Below are 13110 nucleotides of genomic sequence, written 5' to 3'. Positions count from 1 at the left end.
CAGCTTGCGGGAAATGCGCTAAGCCCCACCGCCATGTACGATTTTCAATTCGATAGCGCCAACAAGCCCACCCTCTATGCCGATCTCGTCGCCGCCGCGCGCGGGCTGATCCATGGTGAAAACGATGGCGTGGCCAACATGGCCAATGTCGCCGCGCTGCTGGCGCTGGCCCTGCCCGATTGCAACTGGACCGGCTTCTATCGCCTGATCGGCGATACCCTGGTGCTCGGCCCGTTTGCCGGCAAGCCGGCCTGCATCCGCATTCCGCTGGGCCAGGGCGTTTGCGGCACGGCTGCGGCTACCGGCGAAACGCAGCTGGTGCGCGATGTCCACGCCTTCCCCGGCCATATCGCCTGCGACGCGGCCAGCGCCTCTGAACTGGTCGTGCCGATCAAGCGCGACGGCGTGGTGATCGCGGTGATCGACCTCGACAGCCCCACCCTCGCCCGGTTCGACGAGGAAGACGCGCGCGGGATCGAGGCTTTGGCGGCCGTGCTGGCCGGCGCGCTTTAAATCGCGCCGCCGGTCAGCCGCTGGCAGATCAGGTCAAGCTGGTCGAGCGTCTTGTAGCGGATCACGACATTGCCGGTGCGTGGATCGGCATCGGCATTGATCGTCACCTTGAGGCCGAGGAATTCCTCCACATGGGCCTGCACGGCGGCGATATCGGCGCTGTCTGACGGATCGCGTTCGGCACGGGCACGGCGCGGGCCACTTTCCGGCTTGGTCGCGCGCTTGGCCATGCGCTCGGCATCGCGCACCGAAAGGCCCTTGGCGATAATTTCCTGCGCCAGCGGCAGCGGATCGGGCACGACCGCCAGAGCGCGGGCATGGCCCATCGACAGGTCATCGCGCTGGACCATGTCCAGCACTTCCTCAGGCAGCGAGAGCAGCCGCATAAGATTGGCGACATGGCTGCGCGACTTGTCGACAAAGCGGGCGATTTCCTGCTGGGTCAGCCCGTCGTTATCGGACAGGCGCTGATAGGCACGTGCCTCTTCCACGGGGTTGAGGTCTTCGCGCTGCAGGTTTTCGATCAGCGCCAGGGCAGTCACCTCGCGCTCGTCAAGCTGGCGGACGATCGCGGGGATTTCGTGCACGCGGGCACGCTGCGCCGCACGCCAGCGGCGTTCGCCCGCCACCAGCTGATAGCGGCCACCGGCCATGGGACGCACGATCACCGGCTGAATCACGCCACGCGCGGCGATCGACTGGGCCAGTTCGTCCAGCGCCTCTTCATCGAAATGGCGGCGCGGCTGATCGGGGTGCGGCTCGATCTCGGCCACCGACAGCAGTGCCACGCCGGTGGTGGCCCGCGCCGGGGCCGTGGCCGCAGGCGCGCCGCCGGTTGCGGCGGGCGCCGGGCGGACCAGCGATTCCTCGCGCCGGGTCTCGCCCAGCAAGGCGCCCAGCCCCCGGCCCAGTGCGGCGCGCTTTACCGGTGCCTTGACGCCTTCTTCGCCGCTCATGCCGCCTTCCTCCGTTCCGGCAGGCGCCCGATCAGCTCGCGCGCCAGTTTCATGTAGGCCTGCGATCCCGAGCAGGCATGGTCATAGATCAGCGCCGGCAGCCCGTGGCTGGGCGCCTCGGACAGGCGCACGTTGCGCGGAATCACCGATTCGAACACGAGATCGCGCAGGCACGATCGCACATCGTCGGCCACCTGGTCTGTCAACCGGTTGCGGCGATCGTACATGGTCAGCACGATGCCCAGGATGCCCAGATCGGGATTGAAGCGTTCCTGCACCCGCTCCACCGTCTGCAAAAGCTGGCTAAGCCCTTCCAGCGCAAAGAATTCGCACTGCAGCGGAACCATCAGGCTATCGGCTGCGGCCATGGCATTGAGGGTCAGCAGGCCCAGGCTGGGCGGGCAATCGATCAGGCAGATTTCGTGCGTCGTATCACGGTGCAGTGCAGCACGCAGACGGCCGGTGCGATCGTCGACGCTGACCAGCTCCACCTCGGCGCCTGACAGGTCCACCGTAGCGGGGATGATATCGAGGCCGGGAATGCGGGTGGGGACAGCGCATTCCGCCACCCCTGCCCCGTCGATCAACATGTCATAAGAAGACCGCTCGCGATCGGCGGCGTTGAGGCCGATCCCGGTGGAGGCATTGCCTTGCGGGTCAAGGTCAACCAGCAGCACTTTCCAGCCAGTAGCAGCAAGCGCAGTCGCGATATTGATAGCGGTGGTGGTCTTGCCCACGCCGCCCTTCTGATTCGCAATGGCGATGGTGATCATCGACGGGAGCCTCGTTGGGAAGCTGCGCCCGACTGGCGGGCAGGCTTCGGGGGATGGCCACCCAGCAAGCGACCGGCGATCACACCAGCGGCGCGATCGGTCAGCGATTGTTCCACGTGAAACACGTGGCGCCAGGTTTCAGGCAGTATAGCCACTTCTTGCGCTGCCTTCGCCCCTTTTGGCAGCAACCACATCGTTTCCGGTGTGGAAAAACGCGAAGAAATTGCCAGCAACTTGTCAAGCGGCGCAAATGCGCGCGCGGAAAGCACCGCATAGGTCTGATTGGGCAAGTCTTCGACGCGTGAAAGCACGACGTTGACCTGCGACAGCCCAAGCTCCGCCGCCGCGCGTGCCAGCCATTCGGTGCGTAGCCGGCGCGAATCGACCAGCGTCACCGGCCGCTGCGGTTGCAGGGCGGCGATCACCAGGCCGGGAAAGCCAGCGCCGGTGCCCAGATCGAGCCATGCGCCGTCAGGCAATGTTTCACGTGGAACAGTCAGCAGCTGGGCGCTATCGACGATGTGGCGCTGCCACACCATGGGGATGGTGCCGCGCGCGATCAGGTTCTGCCGCTCATTCTCCGCCACTAGCAGTTCAACCAACCGGTCCAGGCGCGCCATCGTGGCGTCATCGGTGCCCAGCGTCTGGCGCAGCCAGTCCTGGGCTTGCACCTCGCTCTCGATCATGGCGGTCATGCTGCCACCATGCGGCGACGGGCATGGACGAGCAGGCTGGCCAGCGCGGCCGGGGTGATTCCCGCCAGACGGCCGGCGGCTGCCAAGGTTTCCGGCCGGGCGGCACTCAGGCGTTCGACCATTTCGGCGGAAAGCCCGGGCACGCGGTCATAGGGAAAATCCTCGCCCAGCGGCACGGTCTCGTTGGCGCGCAGGTCACGCAGCTCTGCCTCTTGCCGCGCGAGATAGGGCGCATAGGCAGCGTCCTCTTCCACCTCTTCCACCAGGAGGGCGTCATCGGGCATGGCCTCGGCCAGCCACGGGGCAAGGCCCGCCAGCGTCACTTCGGGGAAGCGCAACCATTCCATCAGGCTACGCCGCGCGCCATCGGCGCGAACCGCCAGGCCAGCACGTGCCATCTCACTCGGGGTGGTTTCCTGGGCCAGTCCCTCTTCCAGCCGGGCGCGCGCGTCGAGCCGGCGTTCGAACCAGGCGCGACGCTCATCACCGACACAGCCCGCTGCGATCGCCAATGGCGTCAGCCGCGTAGTGGCGTTGTTGGCGCGCAGGCGCAGGCGATATTCGGCCCGCGCGGTAAGCATGCGATAGGGCTCGCTCACCCCGTGCAGCGTCAGGTCATCGATCATCACCGCCATATAGCTCGATCCACGATCGAGCGCTGCGGGCGCGGTGCCCAGCACGGCGGCAGCGGCGTGCATGCCCGCGACCAGTCCCTGCGCAGCGGCCTCTTCATAGCCGGTGGTGCCGTTGATCTGCCCGGCGCAATAGAGGCCAGGCATGGCGCGCACTTCCAGGCTGGGGCGCAGCGCGCGCGGATCGATATGATCGTACTCCACAGCATAGCCAGGCACGACGATGGCAACTTGCTCCAGGCCTTCCATCGAGCGCATCATCGCCAGTTGCACATCAGCGGGCAGCGACGTCGACAGACCATTGGGATAGACCAGGTGATCGTCCAGCCCCTCGGGTTCGAGGAAGACCTGATGGCTGTCGCGATCGGCAAAGCGGTGAATCTTGTCTTCGATCGACGGGCAATAGCGCGGACCGCGCGCGCCGATCGCGCCGGTGAACAGCGGCGAGCGATCGAGGCCGCTGCGGATGACATCGTGGGTCTGCGCATTGGTGCGGCTGATCCCGCAGAAGATTTGCGGCAGCGGCCGCGCGCGCGTGAGCGGCGACATCGTCCAGGGATCGGCATCGCTGTGCTGCTCTTCCAGCCGGGCCCAATCGATGGTGCGGCCATCCAGGCGCGGCGGTGTGCCGGTCTTGAGCCGGGCCATCGGCAGGGCGGCATCGCGCAGCTGGGCCGCCAGACGATGGGCGGCGTCTTCGCCGATGCGGCCACCTTCCATCCGCTCTTCGCCACGGAACAGGCGCGCGCCGAGGAACGTGCCGGTGCACAGCACCACGGCCGATCCCTCCAAAATGGATCCATCGGCGAGGTCGATGCCGACTACGCGGCCACCGGCCAGGCGCAGCGCGGCTGCTTCGCCCGGAACGACGGTGAGACCGGCTTGGCTGTTCACCACCGCCTGGACCGCCGCCTTGAACCGCTTGCGATCAGCCTGGACACGCGGCCCCTGCACCGCACTGCCTTTCGAGCGGTTGAGCATGCGGTAATGAATAGCGCCAGCATCGGCCGCCCGCGCGATGACGCCATCAAAGGCGTCAACCTCGCGCACGAGGTGTCCCTTGCCCAAGCCGCCGATCGCCGGGTTGCAGCTCATCGCGCCAATCTTTTCGGGATCGAAGCTGACCAGCGCGGTGCGCGCACCCATGCGCGCCGCCACGCAGGCCGCCTCGACGCCGGCATGGCCGCCGCCGACCACAATGATGTCGAAGGAATGCATGCCCTCTGCCCTATCGCTCTGCGCGGCTTGGGTCAAACTTGTGTTTCACGTGAAACATGCGGGCGCCATTTGCCGCCCCGCACGAAAAACCCGCTTGGCCTATTTGCCGATGCAGAAGCGACCGAACAGCGCATCGAGCATGTCTTCGGTGCCAGCACGGCCCGTCAACCCATCCAGCGCGCGGCGGGCCAGGCGCAAGTGCTCGGCCGCCAGCAGCGGGTCGAACTCCAGCGTCGCTGCCGCAAGGTTGTTGTGCACCTGCGAAAGAAGTGCATGCTGGCGGGCATTGAGCGCCGCCTCACCCGGCCCTGGCAAGCTAGCCCGGGCATGGCTGACGAGATCGCGACGCAAGGCATCGAGCCCTTCGCCGGTATGAACTGAGAGACGATGGCGGGGCGCAGCCTTGGCCGGGGCGGCCGGATCGTCGGCACGCGCAGCCAGTTCCCACAGCGGCACGGTAGCGTCAGCCGGCCCTTCCCCCTCAGGGCCGAGCCAGAGGATCAGGTCGGCCCGCGCAGCCTCGGCGCGTGCACGGGCAATACCGATCCGCTCGATCTCGCCGGCACCCTCGTCACGCAGCCCGGCGGTATCGGCAAAGGTGAAAGGCACACCATCGATTGCCACGCTGCGCGTCAGAACATCGCGCGTGGTGCCGGGCTCCGCCGCAGTGATGGCGGCCTCTGCCTCGACCAGCGCGTTGAACAGCGTGGACTTTCCGGCATTGGGCGGGCCGGCCAGCACCACGCGAAACCCTTCGCGCAACGGCTCTGCACGTGGGCGGTCTAGCCACGCGGCCACCTGCGCCGCCTGCGTTGCGGCCTGATCGGCAAAGCCTGGCGGCAGCAAGGCCACGCCTTCGCCAACGTCATCCTCATCGGAAAAGTCGAGCAGTGCCTCAAGCTGGGCAGAAAGCATCAAGACACCCTGGCGCCAATCCTCGACCTGACGGGACAGCGCGCCATCGGCCATCGCCAGAGCACTGCGCCGCTGCAATTCGGTTTCGGCATTGAGCAGATCGGCGAGACCTTCGGCCTCGTTGAGATCGATGCGGCCATTGAGGAACGCACGGCGGGTGAACTCCCCCGCCTCGGCCGCGCGAAGGCCAGGCAAACGAGCGAGCGCGGCAAGCACGGCCTGAACCACGGCGCGGCCACCATGAAGATGGAGTTCGGCGCTGTCTTCGCCCGTGGCGGTATGCGGACCGGGCAACCACAACACAATCGTGGCATCGAGCAAGGCGCCATCGGCAGGATCGACCAGCCGGCGAAACGTGGCGCGGCGCGGCATAGGCAAGCTGCCTGCCAAGGCTGCCAGGGCCATGCCAGCGGCCGGCCCACTGATCCGCACCACGGCAATGCCGGCCGGCGGCGCTCCGGAACTGAGGGCAAAGATCGTCGGGTTGTCGCTCATGCTGCGCCGCTTATCACGCGGCGGGCCCAGTGCCTACATCTCGGCGGTGCCTACTTCTTGTCGCCGCCCATGCCGGCCTTGAAGCCAGCCATGGCCGCCCCGGCGCCCTGCTCCATGAACTGCTGGAACAGCTTGAGGCCGATTTCGCCCATCGGCGCCAGTTGCTTGGCATAGCCCTGGAGTTGGTCCACGCTGCTTACGCCCTGCATCGCCTTGGCCACGGCATCGACATAGACGTCATTGGCTTTCGATACGTCTGGCAGGCCGAGAAAGCGGCGGGCCTCTTCCGGGCTGCATTCGATCTCGACATTCACTTTCATGGCCTGCTCCCGGGAATTTGTCGTGGCTTGCGGCACGGAAGGTGTCACAGTCGGCCAGGCACGCCAAGCCCATGATCGACCGAAACGGTATCGCGAACGATCAACCGCTGCAGGCTTGCCCATGCCGCGTTGCGCCGGATCAATGCGCCCGGCCACGCGTTGTTTCACGTGGAACATGCCGGGTGCCGGCAGTCGCGCGCCCTTGGCTGGGAGACGTATCATGCAGCTTGGATTGGCCGCCTGGCACCGCGCCATGCTTGCGGGATGCCCCGAAGACCTGCTCACCGAACTCCTGGCTGACGATGCCGTGTTTCACTCGCCGGTGCTGCACACCCCGCAGGTGGGCCGCGAGGCGGTGGCACTGCACCTGTCGGCCGCCTGCCGCATCCTGGCCTTGGGACGCTTTGCCTATGTGCGCGAACTGGCCGATGGCCCGGAAGCGGCGCTGGAGTTCGAGGCGACGCTCGATGGTGTGGCGGTGAACGGCGTGCACCTGCTGCGCTTCGATCTGGAAGGGCGGATCGTCGATGCCAAAGTGATGGTGCGTCCGTTTGCTGCGGCAGACCTGCTGTGGCGCAAGATGGCCGAGGCGCTGGAAGACGGTTGAGAATGATCGGGGCGTTTGTGCCAGCGCCCTTCGACAGGCTCAGGGCGAACGGAGCGTTGGGGACGGCGGCTGCTATTGCCGTTCGGGCTGAGCTTGTCGAAGCCCTCACCCCATCGCCAGGCGGACGCAAAAAGGGGTGGAAGGCCTGGCTGCCTCCCACCCCTTTTTTGCGCAGCAAACCCTTGGCGGGATTACTGGTTCATCGTGGCGAAGAAGTCTTCGTTGGTCTTGGAATCCTTCATCTTGTCGAGCAGGAATTCCATCGCGTCGACCGTGCCCATCTGCATGAGGATGCGGCGCAGCACCCACATCTTGCTGAGCTGGTCGCGCGGCACCAGGAGTTCTTCCTTGCGCGTGCCGCTCTTGCCCACGTCGAGCGCGGGGAAGATGCGCTTATCGGCGACCTTGCGGTCGAGCACGATTTCCGAGTTGCCGGTGCCCTTGAACTCTTCAAAGATCACTTCGTCCATGCGGCTGCCGGTGTCGATCAGCGCGGTGGCGATGATCGAGAGCGAGCCACCTTCCTCGATGTTGCGCGCCGCGCCGAAGAAGCGCTTGGGGCGCTGCAGAGCGTTGGCGTCAACACCGCCGGTCAGCACCTTGCCCGACGAGGGAACGACGGTGTTGTAGGCACGACCAAGACGCGTGATCGAGTCGAGCAGGATCACCACGTCGCGCTTGTGTTCGACCAGACGCTTGGCCTTTTCGATGACCATTTCGGCAACCTGCACGTGGCGCGTGGCCGGTTCGTCGAAGGTCGAGGAGATGACCTCGCCCTTCACCGAGCGCTGCATGTCGGTCACTTCTTCGGGGCGTTCGTCGACCAGCAGGACGAGCAGGAACACTTCCGGGTGGTTGTCGGTGATCGCCTTGGCCATGTTCTGCAGCAGCACGGTCTTGCCGGTGCGCGGCGGCGCCACGATCAGGGCGCGCTGGCCCTTGCCCTGCGGGCTGACCAGGTCGATCACGCGGGCAGACTTGTCCTTGACCGTGGGATCGAGCGTGTCGAGCTTGAGCCGCTCGTTGGGATAAAGCGGGGTGAGGTTGTCGAAGTTGACGCGGTGGCGCACGGCCTCCGGCTCGTCGAAGTTCACCTTCATCAGGCGGGTGATGGCGAAATAGCGCTCCCCATCCTTGGGCGCGCGGATTTCGCCTTCCACGGTATCACCCGTGCGCAGGCCCCATTTGCGGACCTGGTTGGGCGAGACATAGATGTCGTCCGGGCCGGCGAGATAGTTCGCTTCCGGGCTGCGCAGGAAGCCGAAGCCATCGGGCAGAACCTCGATCGTGCCGATGCCGAGGATTTCCTCGCCGTCTTCGGCCACTTCCTTGAGGATGGCGAACATCAGATCCTGGCGGCGCATCGTGCTGGCGCCTTCCACGCCCAGCTCTTCGGCCATTTCGACCAGCTCGGCGGGGGTTTTCTTCTTGAGTTCTTTCAGATGCATTGCGTGTGTTCCGTCAGCGGAAATAGGCTGGAAAAATGGCCGGCGGGCCGATGGGCTTGGAGAAAGCAGGCCGTGAGCGCGCCAGTGCGCGCCCGGGTATGTGCCGGTCGAGATGTGCGTTATGCCGGGAAAAGCCCGGCGTCAATTGAGGATTGGTGAAGGGTGCGGGGCTTGCGGCCAGCGCTGGGCCTGGCCGCCGCCATGTACGCCGTCGCTCAGAACGGCTTGATGATCACCAGGATGACGATGATCGCGCCGAGCACGCCGGGCACTTCATTGAGCAGGCGCAGCTGCTTGCCGGTGAGGCGGCGTTCGCCCCGCGCCAGGGCGCGATGATAGCGGGCGAGCCAGATGTGATAGCCGGTCAGCGCCACCACCAGCAGCAGCTTGGCATGGAGCCAACCCTGGGTGAACCAGCCGCCCGAAATCGCCATGGCCAGGCCCAGGATCCACACCACCGCCACGCTGGGCGCCATGATGATCTTCATGAGCTTGCGCTCGCGATCGGTCCACACCGCGTTTTCGGGGGAATTGACCGGCGTTTCCTGGTGATAGACGAACAGGCGGGGCAGCATGAACAGCCCGGCCATCCAGAAGATCACGAAGATGACGTGGCCAGCCTTGAGCCAGAGATAGAGCATCGAGAGCACCTGGAGCATGAGGGTCTTCTAGCGTTGCGCGAGGGGGACGGGAACGGGCCTTTCGACGGGCAACGTGCGGCACGCCGAACGGCTCCACAGCATCTCGGCCTTTAAGGCGATGATTGCAAGAACCTTGCCCGCTCGGGTAGGAGGGGGCCAAGCAGGCGAGCCAATGAGGGGGACGCCACGTGTTGCAGGCAGGCCGCCGATTGCTGATGCGCCATCCGCGCCTGGGTCTGATGATCCTGGCGCTGGTGCTGGGCCTGCGCGTGCTGATCCCGCCGGGGATGATGCCGGTGCCCAACGGCGCGCGCGGCATCGTGGTGGCGCTGTGTGATGGCAGCGGCCCACTTGGCGCTGACGTGAGCAAAGCGAGCCGGCGCACGATCACCCTGCCCACCAGCCATCCCGCCAAGACTGACGGCACGGCCAATCCCGGCCCTTGCGCATTCGGCGTGCTGGCCAATGCCATGATCGGTGGGGGAGAAGCCCCTGCCCTGCCCCTGGCGCCCCCGCTGATTGCGCCCATTACGCCGGCGCTGGTGGCGGCCCTGATGCTGGCGGCGATTGCCCGCACGCGACCACCGGCGCGTGCGCCACCGCAAGGCGCCTTCGGCTAAGCCAAGCACACCGAGCATTTTTGTTTTTCCGGCCCGCGCTGCATCGGTGGCGGGGCCGCCTGTCGGGACATCCGATCCATGCCACGCCTGTTTTCGCGCGCCCTTGCGGCTGCGCCCTTTGCCCTTGCGCTGTCGTCCACCCCAGCGCTGGCCTGTGCCAGCTGCGGCTGCACGTTCACCTCTGACTGGCTCAACCAGGGCCTGGTCACCCAGCCTGGCCAGGCCGCCACGCTGCGGGTGGACTATGTGCCGCAAAGCCAGCTGCGCACTGGCACCAGCAAGGTCGATACCAGCCAGCTGACCATTCCCAACGATCGCGAGATCGAACGCTGGACCGACAATGTCTATCTCACCGCCAGCTATGACCGGCAGTTTGCCAGCGACTGGGGCATCAACGTGGCCGTGCCGCTGATCATCCGCCCCCATGCGACGATTGCCGAAGATACCGATGCAGAAAGCCGGTCACGCACCCATGGCCTGGGCGATATCCGGGTAACGGCGCGCTGGCAGGGCCTGTCGACACCCAGCGGCGTGACCGGGCTGCAGTTCGGGCTTATCCTGCCCACCGGCGGCTTTCACCAGACGTTCCGCAGCGGCCCGGCACAGGGCGAGGAAGTGGATCGCGGCTTGCAGCCGGGCACCGGCACCACGCAGGCGGTGATCGGCGCCTATCACTATCGCCGGTTGGGCCGGGACTGGGCGCTGATGGTGCAGGCCCAGGCGCAGATCGCGCTCAATGCGCGGCAGGAGTATCGCCCCGGTACGATCGGTGAAGCCTCGCTGGCGGTGCAGTGGATGGGCCTGGGCCGCGTGGTGCCGCAGCTGCAGATCAATGCGCGGATCAACGCGCAGGACAGCGGCCTCAATGCCGACGTGGAAAACAGCGGGGGCGAACAGGTCTATCTTGCCCCTGGGCTCAGCATGCCGCTGGCAGCGCGGGTTTCCGCCTTTGCCCATGTCCAGCTACCGCTGTACCAGCGCGTGGTAGGCTGGCAGCTGGCACCGCGCGTGAACCTGGCGGCAGGGCTTACCGCGCGGTTCTGAACGGGTTTCCGGTGGCGCCTATCGGGCGCCACCGGGACACCGGGATCACTGCGCCGGCTTGAGCCAGCGGGCCATCCAGCCAAAGATGGTCTGGTGCCACTGCAGCGAGTTCTTGGCCTTGAGCACCCAATGGTTTTCATCGGGGAAGACCAGCAGTTCGGACGGGATGCCCCGCCGTTGCAGCGCGGCAAAGCTGGCCAGGCCCTGGGTATAGGGAATGCGGAAGTCGTTCTCGCTGGTGATCACCAGCATCGGCGTCTTCCACTGCGCCACGTGGTTGACCGGGTTCCACTTTTCAAAGGCTTCGGGCGCCTCGTAGTAAGGGTGCCCACCGTGTTCCCATTCGTCGAACCACAGCTCGTCGGTTTCATAGGCCATGGCGCGCGCATCAAACACGCCATCGTGCTGGATGATGCACTTGAAGCCATCGGGCCACTGCCCCTCGATCCAGTTCATCATGTAGCCGCCATAGCTGCCACCGGCCGCACAGGCATTGCCGGGATCGACCGCGCCATCCTTGGCCGCGGCCGCCACCATGCCGAGCTTGAGGTCCTGCAGCGGCTTGCCACCCCAATCCTGGTTGATGCTGTCGGTAAAGGCCTGGCCGTAACCGGTCGATCCGTGGAAATCGATGGTGATCGCGGCATAGCCCTGCGCTGCCCACAGGCGCGGGTTCCAGCGCGTGGACCAGCCATCGCTGAACGAGCCCTGCGGCCCGCCATGAACCAGCAGCACAGTCGGCAGCTTGCCCACCGCACCCGCCGGCTTGAGGATCTGGCCCCACACCGTATCGCCATTGGCCCCCGCGAACGCAAAGCGCTCCACCGCCACCGGGGCCATGCCGGCCAGCGCCGTGGTGCCCAGATCGGTCAGCCGCCTGGCCTGCTGGCCAGGCTTGCCCAGATAGAGTTCGGGCGCGGCATCGATTGCATCGCGCTTGAGCAGGAACGCCCCGCCCTTGAGCATGGCGATCTGCGAAACGTGGCCTTCGCGGCCCTTCTGGAAGGCCAGGCGCGTCGGCTTGCCGGTGGCGAGATCGACGCGGAAGGCCGGCGTATCGAGCAGGTCCTGCGCCGTTACGATAAGGGCCTTGCTGTCAGGCGTGAAGGCCAGCGAGCCGGCGGAGCGATCCCAGCCCTGGGTCAGGGCACGGCTCTGCCCGGTCTTGAGGTCCATCAGCTGGATTACCAGGCGATCGGCCTCGTACCCCGGGCGCGCCATCGCCGCCCAGGCCAGCCAGCGGCCATCGGGCGACACGGCTGGCGTGGTATCGGTGCCACGGTTGCCGGCCGTCAGGTTGCGCGGCGCGCTGCCATCGACCGGTGCCCACCACAGATCAAGATTGGTCGAGCGCGGCTCATCGCGATCGGCCTGGCGCGCGGCATAGATCACCGCGCTGGAATCCGCGCTCCAGGTCAGTTCGCCGCCATCGCCGAACGGCTTGCTGGGCGCGTCGCCGACCAGGCCGCCCTTGGCCGGATCGCCATCGAGCGCGTGGCCGGATGCTGGATCGACCTGCCCGGCCTTGAGCGCGAAGGCAAAGATGCGGCTGTGGATGCCCGGCGTTTCCCAGGTATCCCAATGGCGCACGAAGCCGGCGCCATCGCGATAGAGCCGCCCGCTGCCCGGGCCGGGCAGGCCGGTATTGCCATCGCCATGGGGCAGATCGACGCAACCGCCAAACGTGGCACAGGCGCGGGCGATATCGCCCCACACTGCCAGCCGCGTGCCATCGGGCGAAAGCTTGAACCCGGCCACCTCGGCGGCAAGATCGGTGACCTTGATCGGCCCACCGGCACTGCCATCGGCGCCGGGCAGGACCGACCAGACCTGCGCGGTCTTGCCATCCTTGTCAGACAGGAACCACAGCCGCCCATCGGGGGCAAAGGCGGGATCGCTGATGCTGCCCTGCCAGGCCAGCTTGACCGGCGTAGCGCCCTTGCCACCCAGCGGCAGCAGCCACAGCGCGGTGGTGCGCTTGTAGCTGTGCGGATCGGTGGTGGTGACGGTGTAGGCCGCCAGGCGCCCGTCGGGCGACACGGCAAAGCTGCCCAGGCGCGGCAGCGTGACAAGATCCTGCGCGGTCATCGCCGGCTGGGCGGAAGACGGCGCGGCCATGGCCGGGACAGGCGCGGCCACGAGGGCGAGAGGGGCCGCGCCAAGGGCCAGCGCGGCAAGCGAAAGCGTGTGGGTGAGCTTGTTCATGGGCCGCATGCGTACCCTGCCCCCCGCC

The 13110-nt window shown here is 66.6% G+C and carries 13 protein-coding genes; 4 read left to right on the top strand and 9 right to left on the bottom strand.

Annotation, left to right across the window (positions count from 1 at the left end):
• Positions 1-33: 33 nt before the first annotated feature.
• Positions 34-513: a GAF domain-containing protein gene (locus FHW97_RS15145; RefSeq protein ID WP_168352034.1), complete on the top strand. Its 480-nt coding sequence runs from the start codon at positions 34-36 to the stop codon at positions 511-513.
• On the opposite strand, the gene FHW97_RS15140 is transcribed toward FHW97_RS15145, so the two are convergent.
• The 6 genes from FHW97_RS15140 to FHW97_RS15115 all read right to left on the bottom strand — a co-directional run bounded on the left by FHW97_RS15140 (position 510) and on the right by FHW97_RS15115 (position 6517).
• Positions 510-1469 (bottom strand): ParB/RepB/Spo0J family partition protein, encoded by a 960-nt coding sequence (locus FHW97_RS15140; protein WP_168352033.1) that lies wholly within the window; start codon positions 1467-1469, stop codon positions 510-512. The genes FHW97_RS15145 and FHW97_RS15140 overlap by 4 nt on opposite strands.
• Positions 1466-2242, bottom strand: coding sequence for a ParA family protein (locus FHW97_RS15135; RefSeq protein ID WP_022676455.1), 777 nt, complete (start codon positions 2240-2242; stop codon positions 1466-1468). Before FHW97_RS15135 ends, FHW97_RS15140 begins: the two co-directional genes overlap by 4 nt.
• Entirely contained in the window at positions 2239-2928 is a 690-nt protein-coding gene (gene rsmG, locus FHW97_RS15130) for a 16S rRNA (guanine(527)-N(7))-methyltransferase RsmG (RefSeq protein ID WP_171799277.1), read from the bottom strand. Before rsmG ends, FHW97_RS15135 begins: the two co-directional genes overlap by 4 nt.
• Before the next feature lie 5 nt (positions 2929-2933).
• The gene (mnmG, locus tag FHW97_RS15125) at positions 2934-4787 is read right to left on the bottom strand and encodes a tRNA uridine-5-carboxymethylaminomethyl(34) synthesis enzyme MnmG (RefSeq protein ID WP_168352031.1); all 1854 of its coding nucleotides are present in this window, start codon (positions 4785-4787) and stop codon (positions 2934-2936) included.
• A gap of 99 nt (positions 4788-4886) precedes the next feature.
• The gene (gene mnmE, locus FHW97_RS15120) at positions 4887-6197 is read right to left on the bottom strand and encodes a tRNA uridine-5-carboxymethylaminomethyl(34) synthesis GTPase MnmE (protein ID WP_168352030.1); all 1311 of its coding nucleotides are present in this window, start codon (positions 6195-6197) and stop codon (positions 4887-4889) included.
• 50 nt (positions 6198-6247) lie between these two features.
• Positions 6248-6517, bottom strand: a complete 270-nt coding sequence (locus tag FHW97_RS15115) for a DUF6489 family protein (protein WP_022676459.1) — start codon at positions 6515-6517, stop codon at positions 6248-6250.
• A 220-nt stretch (positions 6518-6737) separates the two neighbouring features.
• On the opposite strand from FHW97_RS15115, the gene FHW97_RS15110 reads away from it, so the two are divergent.
• Positions 6738-7124: a nuclear transport factor 2 family protein gene (locus FHW97_RS15110; RefSeq protein WP_022676460.1), complete on the top strand. Its 387-nt coding sequence runs from the start codon at positions 6738-6740 to the stop codon at positions 7122-7124.
• A 191-nt stretch (positions 7125-7315) separates the two neighbouring features.
• Here FHW97_RS15110 and rho read toward each other — a convergent pair whose 3' ends face one another.
• Together rho and FHW97_RS15100 are read right to left on the bottom strand one after the other, a co-directional pair.
• The gene (gene rho, locus FHW97_RS15105) at positions 7316-8572 is read right to left on the bottom strand and encodes a transcription termination factor Rho (protein ID WP_022676461.1); all 1257 of its coding nucleotides are present in this window, start codon (positions 8570-8572) and stop codon (positions 7316-7318) included.
• Positions 8573-8787: 215 nt separating this feature from the next.
• Entirely contained in the window at positions 8788-9231 is a 444-nt protein-coding gene (locus FHW97_RS15100) for a CopD family protein (protein WP_022676462.1), read from the bottom strand.
• Positions 9232-9428: 197 nt separating this feature from the next.
• Here FHW97_RS15100 and FHW97_RS15095 point away from each other — a divergent pair, with 197 nt between their 5' ends.
• Both FHW97_RS15095 and FHW97_RS15090 read left to right on the top strand, forming a co-directional pair.
• Positions 9429-9833 (top strand): hypothetical protein, encoded by a 405-nt coding sequence (locus FHW97_RS15095; protein WP_168352029.1) that lies wholly within the window; start codon positions 9429-9431, stop codon positions 9831-9833.
• Between the two features lie 78 nt (positions 9834-9911).
• Positions 9912-10877: a hypothetical protein gene (locus FHW97_RS15090; protein WP_168352028.1), complete on the top strand. Its 966-nt coding sequence runs from the start codon at positions 9912-9914 to the stop codon at positions 10875-10877.
• Between the two features lie 45 nt (positions 10878-10922).
• Here the strand turns inward: FHW97_RS15090 and FHW97_RS15085 are convergent, their stop codons facing one another.
• On the bottom strand, positions 10923-13082 hold the full coding sequence (locus FHW97_RS15085; protein WP_168352027.1) for a S9 family peptidase: 2160 nt from the start codon (positions 13080-13082) through the stop codon (positions 10923-10925).
• Positions 13083-13110: the final 28 nt, after the last annotated feature.

This window comes from Novosphingobium sp. SG754, assembly GCF_013149315.1.
GTDB lineage: Bacteria > Pseudomonadota > Alphaproteobacteria > Sphingomonadales > Sphingomonadaceae > Novosphingobium > Novosphingobium capsulatum.
This window is presented reverse-complemented; position numbering and strand designations above follow the sequence as displayed.

Bases quoted from the DNA above. Each gene is read 5' to 3' on its own strand.
- FHW97_RS15145 (WP_168352034.1), top strand. From the start codon at position 34: ATGTACGATTTTCAATTCGATAGCGCCAACAAGCCCACCCTCTATGCC.
- FHW97_RS15140 (WP_168352033.1), bottom strand. From the start codon at position 1,469: ATGAGCGGCGAAGAAGGCGTCAAGGCACCGGTAAAGCGCGCCGCACTG.
- FHW97_RS15135 (WP_022676455.1), bottom strand. From the start codon at position 2,242: ATGATCACCATCGCCATTGCGAATCAGAAGGGCGGCGTGGGCAAGACC.
- rsmG (WP_171799277.1), bottom strand. From the start codon at position 2,928: ATGATCGAGAGCGAGGTGCAAGCCCAGGACTGGCTGCGCCAGACGCTG.
- mnmG (WP_168352031.1), bottom strand. From the start codon at position 4,787: ATGCATTCCTTCGACATCATTGTGGTCGGCGGCGGCCATGCCGGCGTC.
- mnmE (WP_168352030.1), bottom strand. From the start codon at position 6,197: ATGAGCGACAACCCGACGATCTTTGCCCTCAGTTCCGGAGCGCCGCCG.
- FHW97_RS15115 (WP_022676459.1), bottom strand. From the start codon at position 6,517: ATGAAAGTGAATGTCGAGATCGAATGCAGCCCGGAAGAGGCCCGCCGC.
- FHW97_RS15110 (WP_022676460.1), top strand. From the start codon at position 6,738: ATGCAGCTTGGATTGGCCGCCTGGCACCGCGCCATGCTTGCGGGATGC.
- rho (WP_022676461.1), bottom strand. From the start codon at position 8,572: ATGCATCTGAAAGAACTCAAGAAGAAAACCCCCGCCGAGCTGGTCGAA.
- FHW97_RS15100 (WP_022676462.1), bottom strand. From the start codon at position 9,231: ATGCTCCAGGTGCTCTCGATGCTCTATCTCTGGCTCAAGGCTGGCCAC.
- FHW97_RS15095 (WP_168352029.1), top strand. From the start codon at position 9,429: ATGCGCCATCCGCGCCTGGGTCTGATGATCCTGGCGCTGGTGCTGGGC.
- FHW97_RS15090 (WP_168352028.1), top strand. From the start codon at position 9,912: ATGCCACGCCTGTTTTCGCGCGCCCTTGCGGCTGCGCCCTTTGCCCTT.
- FHW97_RS15085 (WP_168352027.1), bottom strand. From the start codon at position 13,082: ATGAACAAGCTCACCCACACGCTTTCGCTTGCCGCGCTGGCCCTTGGC.